Here is a 22,376-nt window from a genome sequence, read left to right on the forward strand (position 1 = left end):
AGCGTATTCAAGCGCCCATGTGGCTAGGTGTTGGGATGGCGTGCACGCCGAGGACTCAGATATATCCCTGTTGCGGTAGTAACTTGAATGGGGTGGTGTTGATGTCCTCGTAATCTTCTCGCTGGATGAGGATTTCGGTTTTCTTTCTGAGCTGCTGGATTTTTTTCATTACGTTTTGGTGCGCTGGCAAAAAAAATGACTCGTTACCAAAGTAGGGCACAGAGAGAAGTTGTCTTTTCTTCTTGGCAGTGGGCAAAAGCATCTGCTCGTAGCATGGGCGGTACTGTTCATCGCAGCGAGCAAGCCAACCGGCGTGCAGGCGCGCGGCGGGAAAACTGTCCTCGGTCATTGCGAGATTCGTGACAGAGTCAATTGTCCCCCATGTGGCGTCGTGCTGGTTTCTCTGCACTTTTACAGAGTCGTAAGCGATTCCGTGATGCGTTTCATAGTTGCAATAATCGTTGTAGACCCGTCTGATAACCTCATAGAATCTTTCGTCTTTAGTTGCAAATAAAGAACTCAGCACTTGTGAAAATCTGGAGCCGTCGTGGGCTGCATACGTGAAGTGTGTATCTTTGCTGAACGTAAGATAACTGAATAGAAAATAGTCGCCAGGCTTGATGCCACATTCTTTTAATGCAATAAACGGATGGTCGGCCAAATAAAGCTTGCGTTCGCCCTCGGCGTTGAAGCGGTCGGCACGGACTTGCCCAGCGTTGGATGTTGGGGGGAAGAAGTCATCGACCTTCAGAGGGGTTGATAACAGCTGGTCAAATTTTTCCTCGCTTAGTCTTCGAACTCTTGAAAAGACCGAGCCTTTGCAGTAGGTGCGCGATACCATCTCAAACTCCGCAAAGCTGAAGCTTGTGGGTGATGAGTCTGGCATGAGAAATTTTCGGATCGCTTCACAATATCCTTCTACCCCTCGGCAGGGATCAAACTCGTCGAAATTGGGTATAGGAGACGAGTAGAAGCGCCGCGCGAAAGGCGGCTCTATTTTCATACTTAAATTCCTTTTAAGTTATCGAGCCCTGCTGGCCCTGAGCACAGTCACCCCGACCGTTGTAGTCAGGCGGGTGCATTATGTCTTACTGCGCCTGCCCGCCGCAAAGTGTCTCTGCCAGGTTCAGGGGTAATCGACTTTAGGCAACGCCAGGCTCTTGTTTATCCAGCGGCACTCTCACCTGAAACACCGTGCCCTGTTCCGTGTCGGAGCTGACCTCAATCGATCCACTATGGGAGGCGACGATTTCCGAGGCGATGAACAGGCCAAGGCCCAGGCCTTCGGTGGGGCCGTGGTGGATGGCGGTGCGCTGGGAGAAACGGCCCATGGGGTTGAATATGAACGGGAGCACGTCCTCGGGTATCGCTTCACCGCTGTTGCGCACAGTGAAGACGGCGAAGTCCTCGTGCATGCCCAGCTCGACCTGGATAGGCCGTGTGGTGTCGCCATGTTGCACCGCGTTGCTGATGATGTTCGAAAACACCTGCTCCATCCGCCCGCCGTCAAACTGCCCAGATACGTTTGTGTTCGCGTCGAACATCACGATGGCTTCGGGATGAAACGCGCGAATTTCCTCGACCACGCGCTGGCACAGCGGCGAGAGGTTTATTTCGCTGGTTTTGACCGGGATGCCCGGCCCCATCTGGCAGCGAGTCAGGTCAAGCAGGTCGCCGACGATCTGGCTTGCCCGGCGCACGCTGGTGTAGACCTGATTGGCGATCTTGGTCGCCCGCGCCCCGGCGTCCTGGGAGCGGCGCAACACGTCGGCACCCAGCAGGATTGCGCCGAGTGGGGTGCGCAAATCGTGGCCGAGGATGCCCAGGAACATGTTGCGTGAGGCCTCGACGGCCCGTGAATAGCTGGCAATGGACTCGGCCAGGGCCTGGTCAATGGCCTCATGGAATCGGGTCATGTCGTCGACGTTGATCGGTGTGCCGTCCTTGACCTGGCGCATCCACTGGCTGACCACACTGGTGCGCAGCGCGCGGTATTCGGAGACCATCTGGTCGATGGTGAACCCGGCCATCAGCCGCGTCATTGCGTGGGTTTCGGCCGCAGTTTCCTGTTCGTCCTCCGGTGCGTGGCCCTGGGCCTTGGCGATTTGTTCCTGGCGGGTCTGCTTGGTGCGCAGGTCGCTGACGATGGCCCGCAACATCTGCTCGGCATGATCGCGCAGCGCGACGCTGTCGAGTTCCTCGCCCGGGGTGTCGATGGTTCTGGCGAAATCTTCCCAAGCCTGCAGTATCGGCTCGAGGTTTTCCAGAATGAAGTCGGGCAGGCGCATGTCTGTAGTCCTGGTGGGAGGCGGGCAGAAAAGCGAAGCTGCACAGGCGAACGGAAATTCCCGGCAGTGTAGGAGGTTGTTCGTCGCTTTTAAAGCCCGGACTGCGGCGGCGCTATTGCGGGCATTACAGGCCCAGTGTCAGCGACCTCAGCCGTTGTTCCACCACGCTGTCAAAATGGCTTGCCAACGCTTCGCAGCGCTCGGAAGTGAGCCCTTCACAGCAGGTGATTCCCAGCACAAACCCTTGGGCCTTGGCACCGCCTTTGACGGCAAGAATCATTGACCCCGCCAGTTCGATCTCACGCAGAATTCTGTCAGCCTGTCGTTTTATAGGGCCGGGCAAATCGTTCAGGGCTTCTTTCATGGCCGTCTCCGCAGGCATTCACTCACACGCACACACACAAGGCAACGGAGGCACCGTGGGCCTCTTGAAAGCATCGACCGAAGGATGCTGCAAGAGTTTCGTCGTGTGCGGTTGTAAGGCGATGATGTGCAGTGCGGTCGTTGCCCTTCGGTCGCTTGGCAACCGACGCGTATCCATCTGACACACCTCGGTCCAAATGTGGGAGGGGGCTTGCCCCCGATGGCGGCCTCGGGGCCGACCAGGATGCTGGATTGGACCGGGTACATATCCGTTTCTGCGGTAACGGCCACTTAGGGTTCCGCCCTGACGGCGGCTCACTTTTGAAGAGCGCAAAAGTAAGCAAAACGCTCTTGCCCCACCACTCGGCACCTCGCTTAGGCTCGGTGTGCCCGATCGAAGGCTTGAATCCGTGGGCCGCCGCCACGCGCCATCCATGGCGCGGGGCGGCTAACCCGGCGTCCTGCCGGGTTGCCCACGGATTCAAGCCTGCGTTCGGCCAGCGTGGTTTAACGGGGCGCCTGAGATCAAGATCAAAAGCAGATCAAGATCAAGAGCGGCTCGCTTCGCATCGTGGTTACCGGCTACGGCGGTGTGTAGCTATGCCCCGATGTGTAAAGTCGGTAAATGCATCGGTGACTGACACATCGCTATCGGGAGCAAGCTCCCTCCCACATTTGGACCCGGGTGTATCTCGGAGCAGGCTCGGCAAGGGTTCATGAGAAGAATTCATGAATGCGCCAGGCGCCGGCATGTTCAACCGCGCAGCACCAGTGCCATATCCGGGTATTGCGCGCACAGGAAGTCGACGAAGGCGCGCACTTTGGGCGCGGCCAGGCGCCTGGAGGTGTGCAATACCCAAAGCTGCGGCTCGATCCCGGCGACCGTGCCCCATTGCACCAGTTCGCCCCGGGCCAAGGAGGCTCCGGCGATGGACTGGGGAATTAGGGCCGCGCCACCACCGGCGATCGCCGCATCGCGCACCATCAGTAGCGAAGAAAACTGCAGCCTGGGGATCGGCTCCAGTATCAACTCCCCGCCGTCCAGGTGCCAATGGGTCGGCGTGAACCCCGTTGTGACGATGCTGGCTACGGACCTGATCGCGCCAGGCTGCGGTTTGGGTATTTGCGGCGCTGCCACCACGATCAGGCGGTCGGTGGCGAAGCACCTGCCGACCAGGTCGCTGTCCGGGCTCGGGTTGATGCGAATGGCGACGTCGAATTGTTCTTCAACCAGATCCACCTGGCGATCGTCGGCCACGACCTCAATCACAACCTCCGGATAAGCTGCGCAGAAGCGGGCGCCAATCGCACCCATGGCCAGTTGGGAGAACAGGATCGGCGCCGCCACGCGCAAACGTCCGCGTGGCGTCGAAACGCCCTCGCGTGCGGCGGTCATGGCTTCAGTCACTTCACCCAGGGGGCCTTGGGTGCGCGACATCAGCAGCTCGCCGGCTTCGGTCAGTTTCAGCCCGCGCGCACTGCGCTCGATCAGCCGCACACCCAGTTGCTCTTCCAGGTCGGCGATTCGGCGCGACAGCGTGGCCTTGGACACGCCGCTCGCACGGCTGGCCTTGCCCAGGCCTTCGTGGGTGGCGACCTGGATGAAGTCGATCAGAGCGTTGAGGTTCATGGTGTTCCGTTTTTGAGATGAGGTGTCTGGATTCTGTGGTCTTCGTTTTCGTTATGCAACGGTTTACTTTGCATTCGAACCCCAACCCCAACCCACTGATCCACCCGCAGGAGTTTCAACCATGAGCATTCTTGTCATTGGCGCCACCGGCACCCTCGGTTCACTCGTCACCCAGGGCCTTGCCGCGCAAGGCGCGCAGGTCAACGCCCTGGTGCGCCAGGCAGGTAAACGGGCATTCCCGGCCGGCGTCACCCAAGTGGTCGGCGACCTCACTGATGTACCGTCCATGCGCGCCGCGCTGGCGTCGGTGCGCACCCTGTTTCTGCTCAATGCCGTCACGCCCGACGAGGTGACGCAGGCGCTCATCGCGTTGAACCTCGCTCGGGAGGCCGGTATCCAGCGCATCGTTTATTTGTCCGTGATCCACGCCGACACTTTCACCCGGGTGCCGCATTTCACCGGCAAGCACACCGTTGAACGCATGATCGACAGCCTCGACCTTCCGGCGACGGTATTGCGCCCGGCGTACTTCATGCAAAACGACCGCATGGTCCAGCAGACGATCCAGGACTATTCGGTGTACCCGATGCCTATCGGCCCGGCCGGTGTGGCCATGATCGATACGCGGGACATTGCCGATATAGCCGTTGCAGAGCTGTTGCGACGCGATCGCTCCGCGACTGCGCTGGAGCGCGTGACGCTGGAACTGGTGGGGCCGCAGGCGCTGACGGGAGCCGGCGTGGCCAAGCTCTGGAGTTCGGCCCTGGGCCGCGAGATCGCCTATGGCGGCGATGACGTTGCCGCGTTTGAAACACAGTTGGCCGCCTACGGTCCGGCCTGGCTGGCGTATGACATGCGCCTGATGATGGAAGGTATCCAGGCGTTCGGCATGCAAGCAGCGGAGGGCGCCGCGGCGCGGCTTGAGGCGATCATCGGGCGCCCGTTGCGCACCTATCAGGACTTCGTGAGCGAGTCGGTCACCAAAACAACGGCTTAATCCGCTGCCTGTGAGCGCGGTCGAGCCTGGCAATGGCTCGACCGCTCGGGCATTGAATCAGGGATGAAACCTGCGCCCCAGCGCATCCAGACGTATGGCGATCGGTGGCAGGCGTTCGCTGCTGCGGGCCAGGGTTTCCACGTCGTCGGCGGTGTTTTGCGCGATGTGCTGCACCGATTGCAGACGCTCGACAATTTCCAGGTTCGCCGAGCTTTGTTCGCGGGTGGTGGTGACGATGCGGCCATTGAGTTGGTCGATATGCGCAATGTCTTCGCCCACTGCGCGCAGCATATCGACGGCCACCTGGCTGTCTTCCACGCAACGCTCCACACCCTGGCGGCTGTCGTGCATGGCTTCGACCGCCTGGCGGCTGCCTTGCTGCAAGCCTTCGATGATGGTCCTGATTTCCTGGGTGGAGAGGGCGGTGCGCTGGGCCAGGCTGCGCACCTCGTCGGCGACCACGGCAAAACCACGGCCTTGTTCGCCGGCGCGGGCGGCTTCGATGGCGGCGTTGAGGGCGAGCAGGTTGGTCTGGTTGGCGATGCTGCTGATCACCTCCAGCACCGAACCGATTTGCTCCGCCTGCACGGCCAGCGATTGCACGGTCGATTGCGTGCCATTGATGCGCGAGGCCAGTTGCGTGATTTCATGCTGGGCGCGACCCACGCTTTGCTGACCGCGCTCAATCTGCTGGCTGGCCTGGCCGGCGTGCTCCACGGCCTGTTCGACGTGCACGGTGATGTGACCCGTGGCGTCTTCCATGCGCTGCATCGAGCCGGTCATTTCATTGATTTGCGCCAGTTGATGCCGCGCGCCTTTTTCCAGGGTGCCGCTGGCCGTGGCCAGTTCCTGGCCGAGTTGGCCCAGGCCATGGGAATCGCGTGCGACGCCGTCGATCAGGTGAGTGAGCTGCTGCAGGAAGTGGTCGAAGCGCTTGGCCAGGGACACGCGCTCCTTGTCCTCACCCTTGGCCGTTTCTTCGCTGAACTGCGAGGTGACGGCGAGCATTTTTTCCAGCATTTCCTGGCTTTCGACCGCCTCGGCGTGGCTGTGCACGGCCAGGTAGAGCAGGGCGACGGATTCCATCACCACATAGAAGGCGTGGACGAAGATCATGGTCCAGCCGCCATGATGCTCCATCACAAACACCGGCCAGCCTTGGTGCTGCAGGGCGTGGAACACCAGGTGATGCACGGCGATGGTCAGTGCCGCCACCAGGATCGGCAGCCAGTCACGGTAGAACGTCAACACCGCGAGCAGCGCGAAGATACCAAAGTGCGCTTCGATCACACCGTGCGCCTGGTTGATGTGCAAGGCGGCCATCACCATGAGGCCTGCACCGAGTGCGCAGCGCATCACGCGGGTGCCGCCGATGGCGCGATACAGCGCGGTCAGCACCACGCCGGTGCCGCCACCGACGATCAACGCCTGGGTGAAGGTGTCATGCCAGAACCCCAGCCCGAGGGAGAACAGGAACATCAGCCAGATCAGCGCCAGCATGATGCGGTCGGCCTTGCGGTAGTGCTCCAGAAAGCGTGTGCGGAGGGGCATTCACGTTTACTCCATGTGGGTTGGCCAGGAATCTAGCACGCGGCGTGCCACGCGCGCGGCCGGTAAAGAGCCAGGCGGGTGCGGCGTCAAGGTCCGACAATCGGTTATCGGCACGTCGCAGGGAGACTTTAAGAACGGCTGCCCGAGCGGGCAGCCAAGGTTGCAATGACGATCAGAAGCTGTACTTGGCGGTGAGCATCATGTTGCGCGGGCTGCCGTAGGAGTCGCCGCCATAGCTGACGGACTCGGAGATGGACTGGTAGTAGTGGCGGTCAAAGATATTGTTGGCGTTGAGTTGCAGATCCAGATGCTGGTTGACGCGGTACCCGGCCATCAGGTCGGTGACGGCGTAGCCGCCTTGCTTGAGCCGATAGGTACTGCCGTCCGCCAACTGGATGTCGTTGTACATGCGGCTCTGCCAGGACACGTTGCCGCCCACGCGAAGTTTTTCCAGCGGGCCCTGGAAGTTGTAGCGGGTGGTGACCTTGAACAGGTGTTCCGGGGTGTCGGTGTCGAACTGCTTGTTGACCTTCTGCGGGTTGGCGGCGTCCTTGATCGTGTGGGTGCGCGCGTAGGTGTAGCCACCGCCGACCTGCCAGTTCTCGGTCAAGGCGCCCTGCAATTCGAAGTCGATACCCTGGCTGCGAATCTCCCCCGAGGCTTGATAGCAGGACGCCTGCGGGCAGTCCGGCACAACGATCTGCACGGCACGGTTTTCCTGGTCGACACGGAACAGCGCCACGCTGGCATTCAGCGCGCCACCCAGGTATTCGCCCTTGATGCCCACTTCATAGTTTTTGCCGACAATGGGCTTGAGCGGAGTGGCACCGGTGCTCTTTTCTTTTTGCGGCGTGAAGATGTCGCTGTAGCTGGCATACACCGAGTGCTGGTCATTGAGCTCGTAGATCAGGCCTGCGTAGCGGGTGAGGTTGCGGGTGACCTTATAGTCGCCGTCACCGTCGCGGTTGTCATAGTCGTACCAGTCCAGGCGCCCGCCGAGGATCAGCTTGAGTGGGTCGGCCAGGCTCAGGCGCGTGGTGACGTAGACACCGTCCTGGGTGGTGACGTCACGCTGGTTGGTGGTGCGGGTGAAGTTCGGCTTGCCGGCATTGATCGGCCAATTCAGATCGTACGGGCTGTAGTTGTGGGTGGTCATGTCGAAGATGCGCTTGCTGGCGCCCACCACCAGCTCATGGGTGCGCCCGAATGCCTGGAACGGGCCGCTGACGAAGGCGTCGATCCCGGCCTGGTTTTCATCGATGGCGGCCTGGTACACCGTGCGGCCCAGGGTGTTCTCGACCCAGCGCGACTGGTAGGAGCCGGAGAACAGCGCATCTTGTTCGGCGTAATTGGCGTTGACCTGCAGTTTCCAGTCGTTGGCCAACTGCTGGCGCAACTCGACGAAAACGGTGTTGATCTCCTGGTCCTTGTTCTCCCAGTCGGTACCGGGGTTGTAGGAACGCGACAGGCCAAGGTGATGGCCATCCAGGCCGATCATCGACGAGCCCCAGAAGTAGTTGGTCTTGTCTTTCTGGTTGGAGTAGCCGAGGGTCAGGCGCGTGTCCTCGCTCAGGTCGGCTTCGGTCACGGCATAGAACAGGCCGTGATCCTGCTCGACCTTGTCGATGAAACTGTTGGCGTCGCGGTAGGAGGTGACCACCCGGCCACGCCAGGTGCCGCTGTCGTTGAGGGGGCTGGAGGCGTCGAGTTCGCCACGGTAGTCGTCCCAACTGCCGGCAGCGCCGGTCAGGGTGACTTTCTGCTCGTCCAGGGGCCGCTTGCGAATCAGGTTGATGGCCGCCGCCGGGTTGCCGGCGCCGGTCACCAGGCCGGTAGCGCCGCGTACCACCTCGACGCGATCGAACATCGCCAGGTTCGGCTGAGCGCCTACATTGACGCCGTTATAGCCACTGGGAATGCCGTCGTACATCAGGTTGTCGACGTTGAAACCGCGCGCGGTGTAGGCCTGCCGACCGGGGCCGTTGGAGTAGTTGAGGAACAATCCCGGGGTGGCATTGACCACGTCGTTGATGCTGGTCATCGCCTGGTCATCCATGCGCTGACGGGTAATCACGGTGACGGCCTGTGGGGTTTCGCGCAGGGTCAGCGGCAGCTTGGTCGCGGTGCTCATGGAGCCTGTGGTGTACGACTGGCTGCCCTCGGTGGTTTCGCCAAGCTGCTGGCCGGAAACCTCTGTGGCGCCCAGTTCTATAGTGGCGGGCTGAGTGGCGGCGCCGGTGGCGAGGGCCGCGTGGGAGGTGGTCAGACAGATAGCCATCGCTATCAAACTGGGTGAAAACCCTTTACCGCCGTGGTGTTGCACAGACATGAACGTAACTCTCCCCGAATGCCGTCCGTGGCGAATAATAAATCTGTTGATAATTATTCGCATCAGTGTGGCAGATCGGGTCTGTAGGAAAAAGCCCTAAGAATGAATCAGTTAACGAATTTTTCACACGCGGAGCAGTGGCGTTTTGCCCCCTCCCGCTAGGTGAGGACGATTTCGTAAGGCTCACGCATGCGCTCCAGCAACACTTGGGCGAGCATCGGCGCCAGGCCGATGGCGGGGTCGCCCGTGAGCTGGCTGGCATAGGCATGCAAGGCGTGGAGTTTGTGCGCCACGCTCCAGGTGTCCAGGCACACCTTGCGCGCACGCTGCCACGGCATCACCGAGCCTTCGCGTGCGGGCCAGTGCCAGGCCCACATCGGCAGCTCATACAATCGCGCACCGACCCGGTTGCATGCGTCGGCGCTGGCACGGCCGACGGCTTCGTGATCATCGTTGCCATCATGGCGCCAAGTGGTGAACACCACGTCATCCTGCATCAGGTAACGGGCGATGAATTGGCTCATCTGTTGCTCGTGGCTGGCCAGGGCGTTGTCGCAAAACCCGCCACGAATCCATTTCAGGCTGTGCAGCGGCATACCGAGGCGGCGCAGCGCTTCGGCGCTCTCCTGGGGACGAATCACACTCAGGCGCCCGGCCGACCAGACCCGGGAGCCGGGGTGGCTGGCGCTGCCATCGGTGATAGAGATCAGTTTCAACGGGTTTTTACGGGTACTGAGCATTTGCAGCAGGCCCCCGCAGATGAGCACTTCATCGCCCGGGTGGGGCGCGATCACCACCACGCGGGCACTCGGCGGTACGAGGCCGGCCAGACTGATGAAGGGAATCTGCGCCAACTGTGGCGCGCTGTTCCAGATTTGCGCGGGGCCGCGACGGCCCTCGCTTAACGAGGCGGTTCTCATGGGGTGCTACATCCTTGTCGGTTGACGCTCTTGTGCTCACCTCAGGCTGCGCTGCGGTGAGTGCGCGGCGCTCCGATCCTGGAGCGCCGTGCGAGAAGGTATGAGCATAGACAACGACGAACGGGCGCAACGTCGTATTTTTACGAAACCTGCAGCAGGCCCTTCAAGTAATCACCGAAGCCACCCTGGGCGCGGCAATCCAGGCGTGCGCTGGTAATTACCTGGGGGGAATGGCTCCAGGCGATGGACGCGCCGCAGCGCTCCAGATTGCGCACCAATTGCACATCCTCATGGCAGGCCAGCGGTTCAAAGCCACCGGCCTGTAAGTAGGCGCTGGCGCTGATGCCCAGGTTGGCGCCGTGGATATGCCGGTGCCCGTCGCGGGCTTCGTAGGCCTGGTGATAGCGTATCTGCGCCGCCGCGTCGAAGCCTTCGCTCCAGGCGTCAACGGTCACGGTGCCGCAGACCGCGTCGCAGCCCAGCGCCAGTTGCGCCACCAGCCAGTCCGGGGCAACGCGGCTGTCGGCGTCCGTACAGGCGATCCAGCGCGCGCCCTGATTCAGCAGATGCCGCGCCCCTGCACCGCGGGCATGCCCGACATTACGTGCCTGCACCGGCAGGCTCTGCACGCCGTGCGCTTGGGCAATCGCCGCACTGGCATCGCTGCAACTGTCGAGGACGACCAGGATATGCACTGCTTCACCCTGCAATTCCGGATGGATGGCTGCGATTGACGCAGCGTTCAGACATTCGCCCAACAGCGCTTCTTCGTTATGCACCGGAATCAGGATGCCGATCATCGCAGGCCCTCGAGGCGCGCCACCGAGGCGCCATCCCGGCCCCACAGGTCGAGCAGGAAATCGTCTTCATGGTGGCGTACCACCGCGTGCAGCCCCAGTCGTTGCTCAAGCAGCGCATGCACCTGTTCGGCGGTTTGCGGGCAACCTTCGATGCGCGGGCGCCAATGGCAGGCCAGCAGTTGGCCGCCCTCCGCCAGGGCGGCGAGGCAGTGCTCGGCCAGGCGCTCAAGATCAGCAGCGTCCAGGTAGTAACAGAACTCGCTCAATACGATGAGATCGAATTGCCCTGATGGCCATTGTTCGGGCAGACAGCGCTGCTCTATCTGCACGTTGGAAAAACCGGCCAGCCGCTTGCTGGCCAGCGCCACCGCAGCGCTCGCCGTATCGCAGCACAACAGGCGATCACAGCGCGCCGCCAGCTCGGCGCTCAACTCGCCATTGGCGCAGGCGGGCTCGAACACCGAGGTGTAGCGCGCCCGGGTCAGGACGGCCAGGGTCAATGCGCGTTTGCGTTGTTCATACCAGCGTTGACGAAACGCCCAGGGATCGTCGTTGCCCTCGAACATCCGGTCGAAATAAGGCGTCGTCACGCTCACACGAACACAACTTCAAAAGGTTGCAGCAAACGCTCCACCACATAGGGCGCCAATACCGGCGGCAGGCCGACTTGCGGGTCGCCCTCCAACTGGCTGGCGAAGGCGTGGATGGCATGGCGTTTGCGCGCCACCTGTTCGGGCGTCAAAGGGATCTTGCGCGCCCGGTCCCAAGGCACCATGCCATCTTCGGCAGTCGCCCAGTGCCAGGTCCACACCGGCAGTTCGTACAACGTCGCGCCCACTGCCTGGGCGGCTTTCGCGCTGGCGCGGCCGACCGCCTCATGGTCGCAATGCCCGTCTTCACGCCAAGTGGCGAACACCACGTCGTCGGGCTTGAGGTAGCGCTGGATGAAGGCGGCCAGTTCTTCCTCGCGCTCGGCGACCTTGCTGTCGGTAAACCCGGCGCGCAGCCACTTCAAACTGTGCAGCGGCAAACCCAGGCGGTGCAGGGCCTGCGCCGATTCCTGCGGGCGCACCACGCTCAGGCGTTGCACCGGCCACAGTTCGGAGCCCGGATGGCTGGCGCTGCCGTCGGTGACCGAGATCAACTGAATGGGCCGGTCCAGGGCAGCCAGGCCCTGCAGCAAACCGCCGCTGCCGAGCACTTCATCGTCCGGGTGCGGGGCGATGATCACCGCGCGTCGCCCCTGCGGTACCAGTTGCTCGACGCTGATATGCGGCAGTTCAGCCAGGCGCGACGACGTTTGCCAATAATGCAGCGACGTGCCCTGGCCAACAATCGGGTTGGGTTTCATAACTGCCACCTCCCTGACGGCTCGCCCGCCACCTGTTCGCCCAGGGCGGCCAGGTCGCGTTCGGCATGACTTTGACGCACATACACCGGCAAGTCCGCCATCAATTGGGCGAAGTGCGGGTCCTTGCAGTAAGGCCCGGCCCCCACGGCGCGCCCGACATGATGGATCACCTGCTCGACGGTTTCCTCGACGCACGCGCGCACTTGTTGGGCCAGCAGCCGGGCATCGGCGGTCGGTGCCCGGTCGACCTGCTCGGCGCTGGCGCGCAGCACGCAGGCCGCACTGTTGAGTGCGCTGTCCACCGCGCCCAGGTGGGCCAGGGCATGGGGCTCGGGATGCTTGGCGCACTGCTCGCGCAGCACTTCGGCCAGGCGCTGCGCCGCGCCATACCAGCACGCCGCAATGCCGATGCCGCCGTGCCAGAAGCCCGGTCGCGCCAGGTAGTCGCCCGGGCCGCCCACCGCAAGGCCGCGTGCCTCGTTGAAGACGATCTCGACACTGCCTGTAGCCGCCATGCCTACCGCATTCCAGCCTTCATTGGTCACGGTGACGCCGGGCTGGTCCATCGCCACGGCAACCAACTGCTGGCGATCTTCTTCATCCCACGCGGTCAACAACCCGTGCGAGACAACGGACGCCCCGGAGCACCAGGCTTTACGCCCGTCGACGATCATCCGTTGACCGTCGCGCCGCACCCGCGCCCTGGCGCTTGGCGGCTCGGCGGCCCACATCCCCCAGGTGCTGCCCAACGGCGGCAGCGGGCTGTCGAGCTCGGCAATGATCGCCAGGGCGTCGGTGTGGCCTTCGAACAGTTTGCACAAGCGCAGGTCATGGCCGGCGACTTGCGCCAGCCCGCTGTAACGCTCCAGCGTCTGGCCGCTGCCGGGCAAGGGCAGCTGGTCCAGGCCTTCTTCCTGAAGGTCCTTTAAGGCATTACCCAGGGCTTGCGTATTGGCATAGCCCCGGTAGCCGGAAAGGAATCCGTGCAACGCCATGTCACACCTCGTCGTCGTGATGCAGTTCAAACAGTAGCAGCGAGCGGCCGGTGGCGGCGTACTCGTGCTCAAATTCAAAGCGCTCCTGGCCACGCACTGCCGGGTCATTGGTATCGAGCAGGCAATTCCAGTACTCGCCCTGGGGCACCGGTGGCAGACGGAAATTGACCATGTCGTGATGGGCATTGACCACCAGCAACAACGTCGCGTCGGCGCCGGCACGGCGAATCCCGGTCTCCTGAGCGCGGCCATCCATCAGCATGCCCAGGCAACGGCCATGGCTGTCTTCCCACTGCTCGGTGGTCATTTCATTGCCATCCGGCGCCAGCCAAGTGACGTCTTTTACGCCGATATCTTCGTTGTAGTCACCGACCAGGAAGCGCCCACGGCGCAGGATCGGGTACGCCAGGCGCAGCTTGATCAGGCGCTTGACGAACTTGAGCAGTGCCTTGCCGTCGTCGTCCAGGTCCCAGTTGACCCAACCGATCTCGCTGTCCTGGCAGTAGGCATTGTTGTTGCCGTGCTGGGTGCGGGCGAATTCATCGCCGGCCACGATCATCGGCGTGCCTTGGGCCAGCAGCAGGGTGGCGAAGAAGTTGCGCATCTGGCGCAGGCGCAGCGCGTTGATTTCCGGGTCGTCGGTAGGGCCTTCGGCGCCGTGGTTCCACGACAGGTTGTTATTGCTGCCGTCCTGGTTGTTCTCGTCGTTGGCTTCGTTGTGCTTGTCGTTGTAGGACACCAGGTCATGCAGGGTGAACCCGTCATGGGCGGTGATGAAGTTCACCGAGCTGTAAGGCCGGCGCCCACGGTGGTTGAACATTTCGCCCGAGGCGGTCATGCGTCCGGCGAAGTCCGCCAACTGGCCGTCATCGCCTTTCCAGAAGGCACGCACGGTGTCGCGGAAACGGTCGTTCCATTCCGCCCAGCCCGGCGGGAAGTTGCCCACCTGATAGCCGCCGGGGCCGCAGTCCCAGGGTTCGGCGATCAGTTTGAGCTGACGCAGGATAGGGTCCTGGCGGCATGCCACGAGGAAGCTGTGACGTTCGTCAAAGCCGTCGCGATAGCGGCCGAGGATTGTCGCCAGGTCGAAGCGGAAACCGTCGACGTGCATCTCGGTCGCCCAGTAACGCAGGGAGTCGGTGACCATCTGCAGCACGCACGGGTGACTCAGGTCCAGAGTGTTGCCCGTGCCGGAATCATTGATATAGAAGCGTTTTTCGTCGGGCATCAACCGGTAGTACGAGGCGTTGTCGATGCCGCGCATGGACAGGGTAGGGCCGCGCTCGTTGCCTTCGGCGGTGTGGTTGTAGACCACGTCGAGGATCACCTCGAGCTTCTGCTCGTGCAGGTGCGCGACCATCTCCTTGAACTCGGCGATCTTGCCGCTGGCCAGGTAGCGCGGGTCGGGGGCAAAAAACGCGATGCTGTTGTAGCCCCAGTAGTTGGTCATGCCTTTTTCCAGCAGATGCTGGTCGTTGACGAAGGCATGCACGGGCAACAGCTCGACCGAAGACACCCCCAACTGGCGGATATGCTTGAGCACGTCATCTTCCATCAGCCCGGCGCAGGTGCCGCGCACGGATTCGCCGACCGAAGGATGGCGCATGCTGATGCCGCGCAGGTGGGTTTCATAGATGATCGTACGGTCCCATGGCACGCGCACCGGCTGGTCATTGCCCCAGGTGTGCGCCGGGTCGATGACCTTGCACTTGGGCACGAAAGGCGCGCTGTCGCGCTCGTCGAAGCTGAGGTCGTCGTCGGGGTGGCCGATGGTGTAGCCAAACAGCGCTTCGGACCATTTGAGTTCGCCCACCAGTTGCTTGGCATAGGGGTCGATCAGCAATTTGTTGTGGTTGAAGCGATGGCCGTTTTCCGGGTCGTAAGGGCCATACACACGGTAGCCGTAAATCAGCCCGGGGTGGGCGTCGGGCAGGTAGCCGTGGAAGATTTCGTCGGTGTATTCGGGGAGCTCGATGCGTTCCAGTTCCACTTCACCGGCAGCGTCGAACAGGCACAGTTCGACCTTGGTGGCGTTGGCGGAAAACAGCGCAAAGTTGACGCCCAGGCCGTCCCAGGTGGCGCCAAGCGGGAAGGGCAGGCCTTCACGAATCCGCGACGGCTCATGGTCCGGCGTGGTTGAGGCTTTATCGGGTTGGCTCATGGTGTTGCTCCTGCAAGGGTTCTTTTTTCGGGCCGAACGCGGCCGTACTGACAGTTATTCAGCGTATGACGTAGATAGATAAAGGCCCCCTGACGGCGATGCGCTCAGGGGGCGCGGCGATCGATAAGCTTAGGGTTTGGGCTTTTTCGGTGCTGCGGGCTTCTTTGGCGCAGGCTTGGCGGCGGCAGGCGCCGCAGGCTTGGCTTTGGGTGCAGGCTTGGGCGCGGTCTTGGGCTTGGCGGCCGGCTTGGGCTTGCTTGGCGTCAATGCCTCGGCTTCGGCCAGCTTGCGCGCCATTTCCCAGTGACGAGCATCTTCACCGTGGGGTTTGCCTTCGGACTCCCAGATCTGATGGGCCAGTTCGCGGATGCGTTTGTCTTCATTACTCATCACACACTCCTCAGAAAATGTTCAGCTTTCTTGAATATCGGCATTGATAAAGACATTGACCGGGAAATCCCCCAGGGCAGCGCTGATCAACAGCTCCTTGTCTGGTGTGACTGCGCGTGTTTGAAAAAGTCCCTTCCAGTTTTGTGTTGTGGCGGCGAACGGTAATTTCACCCGCGTATCGCCCCAAATCCGGGCAGGAATCAGGGGTTGCAGCGCATTTTCGAGCAGGCGCCGGGGCCAGCGTGGCACCACCACCAAAACGTGTCTGCCCTGCAGTTCTCGGCAGAACGCAACGACATGATCGGCCTGTGGGCCAACCACCTCCAGGGCGGTGTAGGCGCCGTCGCTGAACAGCTCGACGTTAGCCTTGCGCAAGGCCAGTACCTGCGCGATCACCGCTTGCTTGATACGCCCGTCGTGCCAGCTGGACAGCAGCTCACCGATGTCCGCCGGGTTATCCAGTGCGCGTTGCCGCGCCTGGAAGTCCACCGGACGTCGGTTGTCCGGGTCCACCAGACTGAAGTCCCAGAACTCATCGCCCTGGTACACGTCCGGTACGCCGGGCACGCTCAGGTGAAGCAAAGTCTGCGCCAGCCCATTCAAGGCGCCGGCGGGGGCGATGGCCTGGGCTGCGTCGGCAAGCGCGTCGCGCAAGGGCTTACCGGTTTCACTGAGCAGTACGCGCTGCAGAAACGTCTCGACGCCGCGCTCGTACGCCTCGTTCGGCGCGCTCCAGCTGCTTTGCAGCTTGGCTTCGCGCAGCGCTTTCTGTTGCCACTGCCAGAGGCGTTGCTGATAGGCCTCAAGGTCGGGGTTCGGCTCCAGCGGCCAACTGCCGAGCAGCACTTGATAAAGGATCAGTTCGTCGCCCGCCGAGGGGCTGTCGGCCGTCTCGCGCAACGGCGCGGCCAGGCTGCGCCAGTGTTCGACCTGCTCGGCATACCAGGGCGCGCATTCGCTCAACACCGCCAGGCGCGCGCGGGTGTCTTCGCCACGTTTATGGTCGTGGGTGGCGGTGGCCAGCAAGTTATGCGGGAACGTCTTCAAGCGCTGCTGGTTGGCCCCATGAAAATCGGCCAACGGCGCGCTGAACTGCTCGGTGCTGAAGCCCACGTCGTTACGCGACAGCAACACGGCCGAACGATAGAACGCCGTGTCTTCCACAGCCTTGGCTGCGGCGGGCGAGGTCAGTTGCTGGAAGCGCACACAGGCATGCTTGAGCATCTTGCGCTCGCGGCCCAGCGGGCGATTGCGCCACGGTTGACCACCCAGCCATTTCTCCAGGTGATCGAGCACCGGCCAGTCGCCCTCGTTCAGGGTACTGCGCGCGCCCTCCATGGCCTGTTGGAAGACCTTGTCGTCGGCTGCGCTGCGCCCGCGAGCACTGATATAGGTGCGGTACACCGGAAAATGCACGATCAGTTCCTGCAACGCCCGGCGGATCGCGCCCAGGGTCAGGTCGCGGGTCATCACGTCGTCACGGGCCACTTGCAGCAGCGCCTGGGCGACGCTTTCGAAGTCGCCGCCCAACGAACCGTTGAGGATTTGCTGGCGGGCCAGCCGCGCCTCGTCGATAAACGCCGACGGCCGTTCGCTGTGGCGCGACCACAACTCGGCCAGCGGCGCGAAGCCGTCCGGGTGATGCTGCATCAATGACAGTTGGTTCATGAATTCGTAGCCGGTGGTGCCGTCCACTTGCCAGTCTTCGCGCAGGGTCTCGCCTTCACCGAGGATTTTCTCCACGAAGATCGGCAAATGCCGCTGCGGCGACAATGCATCCACCCGGCGCCGCAGCTTGCGGCAATAACCCCGTGGATCGGCCAGCCCGTCGATATGGTCGATGCGCAGGCCATCGATCAGGCCTGCACTGATCAACTCGAAAATCTTGCCGTGGGTGGCTTCGAACACCGCCGTGCGCTCCACGCGCAGACCGCCCAGTTCGTTGACGTCGAAAAAGCGCCGCCAATTGATGTCGTCCGCCGCCGTGCGCCAGCTGGCGAGGCGGTAGGTCTGCTCTTCCAGCAGCCGATGCAGGCGGTCGAAACCCTCAGGCGTGCGCCCGTCGAACGCGGCGAGGCGCTGTTCGATGGCGGGCAATACCTCGCTGGCCCGCTCGGCCAGCGCCTGTTTCAGCCAGCCGGCTTCGGCGTAGGCGTCGTCCTGATACGCCAGGGCTGCAAAGCGTTCGGCCAGCGGCCTGAGCGGTTCGTCGTTGCCCAGAATCAGTGCGTAGTCCCGTGGACAGATTGGGAAACGATGCTCGTAGTGCTCAACGTAAAAGGCCCCGTGCGCCGCCTCGAATTTCAGCACCAGGCTGCCGCTTTGCAACGCTTCGCCGTAATCGCTGCCAAGGAACGGCATCAGCAGTTGGCCCTTGAGCAGCGGGTCGGGTGAGTGCCACTGAATATCGAAGAATTCGCTGTAGGGGCTCAAACGTCCCCATTCCAGCAGGTCGAGCCACCAGGGGTTGTCGGCGCCTCCCACGGCCATATGGTTGGAGACGATGTCGAGGATCAAACCCATGTCGTGTTCGCGCAACGCAGCTACCAGGCGCTGCAACGCGGCCTCGCCGCCCAGTTCCGGGTTGACACAGGTGGGGTCGACCACGTCATAGCCATGCATCGAACCGGCCCGCGCCTTGAGCAGGGGCGAGGCGTACAGGTGACTGATGCCCAGTCGGGCGAAATACGGCACCAACGGCACCGCATCATCCAGGGTGAAGCCTTTATGAAATTGCAGGCGCTGAGTGGCGCGCAGGGGCAGTGCTTTCATCGGTCACGCTCATAGGCTTGGTTGCGCGCAACGGCCAGCAGCTCGAGGCGGCGCGCGGCGCCGGCATTGTCGAGCAGGCTGGACGCTTCACCGGGCAGGCGGCGGCGCCAATTGGGGTGGGTGTCGGTGGTGCCGGGCAGGTTGGGTTGTTCTACCAGGCCCAGCGCATCCTCCAGGGGCAGCAGCACCAGCGGCGCACGGGTGTGGGCGAGGTAGCGCACACTGGCATCGATCATATGGTCGGTGTCGTTGCGGATCTCATCGACGAAGTTCTGCGGGTCCTGGCTCAGGGCCTGGCGCAATGCCTGGCGTTCGCGCAGGCGGTGTTCGCTCCATTGATCCACGGTCGGCGCGTCGATCAGGCCCAGTTCGATATTCCATTCGATGTCGCGGCTGTGCCACCAGCCGTTGAGCGTCGGCAAGTCGTGAGTGCTGGTGGTGGCCAGGGCGTTGTCGGGCCAGTCGAGGATGGGCCTGAACTGGCCGTCATGGTTTTGCTCGAACAGCAACACACGCATGCCCAGAATCGCCCGGCTGCTGAGTTTTTCGCGCAGGCCGTCGGGCACGGTGCCGAGGTCCTCGCCGAGGACAATGGCCTGGTGACGATGGGATTCGAGGGCCAACAGCCGCAGCATGTCGTCCACCGGGTAGTACAGGTAGGCGCCTTCGCGCGGTGAAGCCCCGTTAGGGATGACCCACAGGCGTTGCAGGCCCATCACATGGTCGATGCGCAGGCCGCCCGCGTGGGCGAAATTAGCCCGCAGCATTTCAATAAAGGCACGGAAACCGTGACGCTTGAGCCCCTCGGGCGAGAACGCGGAAATGCCCCAGCCCTGGCCTGCACGGTTGAGAATGTCCGGTGGCGCGCCGACGGTGAGGTCGGCGAGCAATTCGTCCTGGCGACTCCACGCCTGGCTGCCACCGCCGTCCGCACCCACCGCCAGGTCGGCGATCAGGCCGATGCCCATGCCGCTGCCACGCGCGGCCTGTTGCGCGCGCTGCAAACTGCGCGCGATCAACCACTGGGTAAACGCGAAATAGCCGATTTCATCACGGTGCTCCTCGGCAAACTGCGCCAGGGCCGGGCTCTGCGGCGTGCGCCAGTCCTGCGGCCAGTGACGCCAGTCGAGGTCTTCCCCGGCGGCGGCGCGCAATGCCTGCACCGCTTCGAAACGGCAGTGGTTTTCCAGGGCTTCGCCGCCGGCCTGGCGGAAACTCTGGAAATCGGCATGCTGCGGATGATGGCCGTGGCGGAAATCGTCATACAGGGCGCGCAACAGGCGCTGCTTGACCTTGGCGGCGGCAGGCCAGTCGATCAGGGTCAGCTGTTCCAGATCGTGCAGCTCATCGGCCAGGCCCGTGGCCTCGATGGCATTGCGCACTTCACGTTCGCCCAGGATGCACCCGGGCGAGGCATACAGGCTGTTGAGAAACAGCCGGCTGGAAGGCGAGTAGGGGCTGTAGCGCTCGGTGTCGGCGCTGAACATGGCGTGCATCGGGCTGATCGCCAGGGCGTCTGCGCCACGCTCGGCGGCCGAACGGGCCAGGTGCTCCAGGGCCAGGGTGTCGCCGAAACCGCCGTCGCCGAGGCGGCGCAACGAGTACAGCTGGGCGCTGAGGCCCCAGGCGCGGGCAGGGTCGTTTTGCACCGCTTCGGCCACGCTGTAGCACTGCGCGGGGGCGACGGCGAGGGTGAAGGTCTGGCCGTCGATATGCGCCTGGTGATAGCCAAGGGCGATCACGCCGGGCAACACGGCATCACCATCAAGACGCAGCTCCAGGCTTTCGCCATTTTCCAACTGCACGCGGCACGGCGTGTCCGGTGCAAAGAAACGTGCGAGGTCCAGGCCTTCACCGCTGTCGACGGTGATCAGCGGGGGCAGATGTTTATCCTGCTGTACCTGTTCCAACGCCTGCAGGCTGGCCTCGATGTCGGCCTCGGTATCGGCCGGGTGACCCAGCCCCTTGAGCACGGCGCGCAGGGCGTCGGGTTTCACATGTTGCGGGCGACCGTTGGCATCGATCCAATCGACGGCCAGGCCCGCGCGGCTGGCGAGTATTTCCAGGTTCGCATCGCTCAAGACTGTTCTCCAGCAGGGAATAAGGACACGCGTGCACTGAAGGGCGGCAACTGCGCCGCCGCAGACTCGGCAGGCGTTTGAAAAATCACGTGGGACGCAGCCTGCCGATCGACGGGCTCGCTGCTCAGGTTCAGGTCGATTTGCAACACGCTGCCATTGCCCAGGCGCCAGCGCGCGCTGACGGCGCTGTCAGCCAGCACCTGCGCGCCGAGGGCCACGCTGCCAGGCAGATGAGGCACCACGTGTCGATGGCGCAGACTCAGCAAGTGGCGATAGAGCTGGGCATGCTCGTTTTCCGCCAGGGTTGGCCTGGATTGCAGGAAGGTCGTCAAGGCGTTGGGATCGGGGATACGTTCGCGCTGCTCGGGGTCATGAAACGCGGCGAAATCGGCGAACTCGCTGCGTCGACCTTCACGCACGGTCTCTGCCAGTTCCCCGTGATGGTCGGTAAAGAACAGGAAAGGCTCGGCAGCGTTGACCTCATCGCCCATGAACATCAGCGGGATCATCGGCGACAGCAGCAACAGCGCGGTCGCCGCCTTCAACGCCTGGGGCGGGCACAACTGGTGCAGGCGTTCGCCCAGGGCCCGATTGCCGATCTGGTCGTGGTTCTGCAGGAACGCCACGAACGCAGTGGGAGGCAGCTCGCCGCTGGGTTCGCCGCGTGCGTGGCCGTGGCGGGTGGTCTGGCCCTGATAGATAAAGCCTTCACCCAGGCAACGGGCGAGTTTGGCCGTGGTCTGCTCGGCGAAGTCGCTGTAGTAGGCGTCGGTTTCGCCGGTGAGCAGCACGTGCAGCACGTTGTGGAAGTCATCGTTCCATTGTGCGTCGAAATCATGTTTGAGCAGGCCGGCCTGGTTGAGCTCGTTTTCCAGCATCAGCCACACATGGCGCCCGCTATCGACCTGCTGGCGCACGCGCTGCGCCAGCTCCTGGAGAAAGCCGGGGTTGTCGATGGCGTGCACGGCGTCCAGGCGCAGGCCGTCGAAGCGGTATTCCAGCAGCCACATCAGGGCGTTATCGAGGAAGAAATCCCGCACTTCGCGGCGTTCGAAATCGATCCCCGCGCCCCACGGTGTGTGCACGTCTTCCTGGAAGAAGCCTTTGGCGTATTGGCCCAGGTAGTTGCCATCGGGACCGAAGTGGTTGTAGACCACGTCAAGGATCACCGCCAGGCCGTGCTCGTGGGCGCTGTCGATCAGGTGCTTGAGTTGTTCGGGGGAGCCGTAGGTGGCGTGCGGTGCGTAGGGCAGTACCCCGTCGTAACCCCAGTTGCGTTCACCGGGAAATTGCGCGAGGGGCATCAGTTCGATGGCGGTCACGCCCAGCTCGGCGAGGCGCGGCAGGTGTTTCTCGACTTCGGCGTAACCGCCCATCGCGCCGACGTGCAGTTCGTAGATGACCGCTTCGTGCCACGGGCGGCCTTGCCACTCGCTGTGCCGCCACTGATAGGCGAGCGGGTCGACCACACGGCTCCAACCGTGCACGTCCAGGGCCTGGGCCCTGGAGGCGGGGTCCGGAACATCCCGTTCCCCGTCGATATTGAAGCGATAAAGCGTGCCGGCAGGGCAGGCTGTCTCGACTTCAAACCAGCCATCTGCCTGGGGCAGCATGGCGATGGATTTTCCTTCCTGCAATTCAACGCTGACATAAAACGCGTCTGGCGCCCACAAGGCGAAACGCGTGTGTTGCGCGTCCAGCATCAGTGCGCCGTGGGGCCAGGTTTCCAAAGTCCGTAACGGCATCTA

At 62.8% G+C, this 22,376-nt stretch carries 17 protein-coding genes; 1 reads left to right on the forward strand and 16 read right to left on the reverse strand.

From position 1 onward, the window contains the following. Positions 1–55: 55 nt before the first annotated feature. From J1G34_RS18630 to J1G34_RS18645, 4 genes are all read right to left on the reverse strand, one after another. A complete protein-coding gene (locus J1G34_RS18630; protein WP_222994462.1) occupies positions 56–1,003 on the reverse strand; it encodes a hypothetical protein in 948 nt (315 codons plus the stop codon). Between the two features lie 139 nt (positions 1,004–1,142). Continuing rightward, a complete protein-coding gene (locus tag J1G34_RS18635; protein WP_122462850.1) occupies positions 1,143–2,288 on the reverse strand; it encodes a sensor histidine kinase in 1,146 nt (381 codons plus the stop codon). 124 nt (positions 2,289–2,412) lie between these two features. Beyond that, positions 2,413–2,652 carry a hypothetical protein gene (locus J1G34_RS18640; protein ID WP_065886662.1) on the reverse strand — a complete coding sequence of 80 codons (240 nt, stop codon included), beginning with the start codon at positions 2,650–2,652 and terminating at the stop codon, positions 2,413–2,415. Between the two features lie 753 nt (positions 2,653–3,405). Beyond that, complete coding sequence (locus tag J1G34_RS18645) at positions 3,406–4,281, reverse strand: LysR family transcriptional regulator (protein WP_222994463.1); 876 nt, start codon at positions 4,279–4,281, stop codon at positions 3,406–3,408. Positions 4,282–4,402: 121 nt separating this feature from the next. Here J1G34_RS18645 and J1G34_RS18650 point away from each other — a divergent pair, with 121 nt between their 5' ends. After that, complete coding sequence (locus J1G34_RS18650; RefSeq protein WP_222994464.1) at positions 4,403–5,278, forward strand: NmrA family NAD(P)-binding protein; 876 nt, start codon at positions 4,403–4,405, stop codon at positions 5,276–5,278. 57 nt (positions 5,279–5,335) lie between these two features. Here the strand turns inward: J1G34_RS18650 and J1G34_RS18655 are convergent, their stop codons facing one another. The 12 genes from J1G34_RS18655 to treZ all read right to left on the reverse strand — a co-directional run bounded on the left by J1G34_RS18655 (position 5,336) and on the right by treZ (position 22,373). Beyond that, the gene (locus tag J1G34_RS18655; protein ID WP_122463460.1) at positions 5,336–6,829 is read right to left on the reverse strand and encodes a methyl-accepting chemotaxis protein; all 1,494 of its coding nucleotides are present in this window, start codon (positions 6,827–6,829) and stop codon (positions 5,336–5,338) included. A 172-nt stretch (positions 6,830–7,001) separates the two neighbouring features. Beyond that, positions 7,002–9,158: a TonB-dependent siderophore receptor gene (locus J1G34_RS18660; RefSeq protein ID WP_122562107.1), complete on the reverse strand. Its 2,157-nt coding sequence runs from the start codon at positions 9,156–9,158 to the stop codon at positions 7,002–7,004. A 158-nt stretch (positions 9,159–9,316) separates the two neighbouring features. Continuing rightward, on the reverse strand, positions 9,317–10,078 hold the full coding sequence (locus J1G34_RS18665; RefSeq protein WP_222994465.1) for a PIG-L deacetylase family protein: 762 nt from the start codon (positions 10,076–10,078) through the stop codon (positions 9,317–9,319). A gap of 140 nt (positions 10,079–10,218) precedes the next feature. Beyond that, positions 10,219–10,878, reverse strand: coding sequence for a glycosyltransferase family 2 protein (locus tag J1G34_RS18670; RefSeq protein WP_065896863.1), 660 nt, complete (start codon positions 10,876–10,878; stop codon positions 10,219–10,221). Beyond that, a complete protein-coding gene (locus tag J1G34_RS18675) occupies positions 10,875–11,474 on the reverse strand; it encodes a class I SAM-dependent methyltransferase (protein WP_065893242.1) in 600 nt (199 codons plus the stop codon). Before J1G34_RS18675 ends, J1G34_RS18670 begins: the two co-directional genes overlap by 4 nt. After that, on the reverse strand, positions 11,471–12,229 hold the full coding sequence (locus J1G34_RS18680) for a PIG-L deacetylase family protein (protein WP_122463453.1): 759 nt from the start codon (positions 12,227–12,229) through the stop codon (positions 11,471–11,473). Before J1G34_RS18680 ends, J1G34_RS18675 begins: the two co-directional genes overlap by 4 nt. Beyond that, positions 12,226–13,224 carry an acyl-CoA dehydrogenase family protein gene (locus J1G34_RS18685; RefSeq protein ID WP_222994466.1) on the reverse strand — a complete coding sequence of 333 codons (999 nt, stop codon included), beginning with the start codon at positions 13,222–13,224 and terminating at the stop codon, positions 12,226–12,228. The genes J1G34_RS18680 and J1G34_RS18685 overlap by 4 nt, the downstream gene beginning before the upstream one ends. A gap of 1 nt (position 13,225) precedes the next feature. Further along, on the reverse strand, positions 13,226–15,385 hold the full coding sequence (gene glgX / locus J1G34_RS18690; protein ID WP_122463451.1) for a glycogen debranching protein GlgX: 2,160 nt from the start codon (positions 15,383–15,385) through the stop codon (positions 13,226–13,228). 129 nt (positions 15,386–15,514) lie between these two features. Beyond that, positions 15,515–15,775, reverse strand: coding sequence for a DUF2934 domain-containing protein (locus J1G34_RS18695; protein WP_065885546.1), 261 nt, complete (start codon positions 15,773–15,775; stop codon positions 15,515–15,517). A 21-nt stretch (positions 15,776–15,796) separates the two neighbouring features. Beyond that, a complete protein-coding gene (locus J1G34_RS18700; RefSeq protein WP_222994467.1) occupies positions 15,797–18,547 on the reverse strand; it encodes a malto-oligosyltrehalose synthase in 2,751 nt (916 codons plus the stop codon). Then, complete coding sequence (gene malQ, locus J1G34_RS18705; protein WP_065893247.1) at positions 18,544–20,628, reverse strand: 4-alpha-glucanotransferase; 2,085 nt, start codon at positions 20,626–20,628, stop codon at positions 18,544–18,546. The genes J1G34_RS18700 and malQ overlap by 4 nt, the downstream gene beginning before the upstream one ends. Continuing rightward, complete coding sequence (gene treZ / locus J1G34_RS18710; RefSeq protein WP_222994468.1) at positions 20,625–22,373, reverse strand: malto-oligosyltrehalose trehalohydrolase; 1,749 nt, start codon at positions 22,371–22,373, stop codon at positions 20,625–20,627. Before treZ ends, malQ begins: the two co-directional genes overlap by 4 nt. Positions 22,374–22,376: the final 3 nt, after the last annotated feature.

The organism is Pseudomonas sp. Wu6, from assembly GCF_019891515.1.
GTDB classification, from domain to species: domain Bacteria; phylum Pseudomonadota; class Gammaproteobacteria; order Pseudomonadales; family Pseudomonadaceae; genus Aquipseudomonas; species Aquipseudomonas orientalis_A.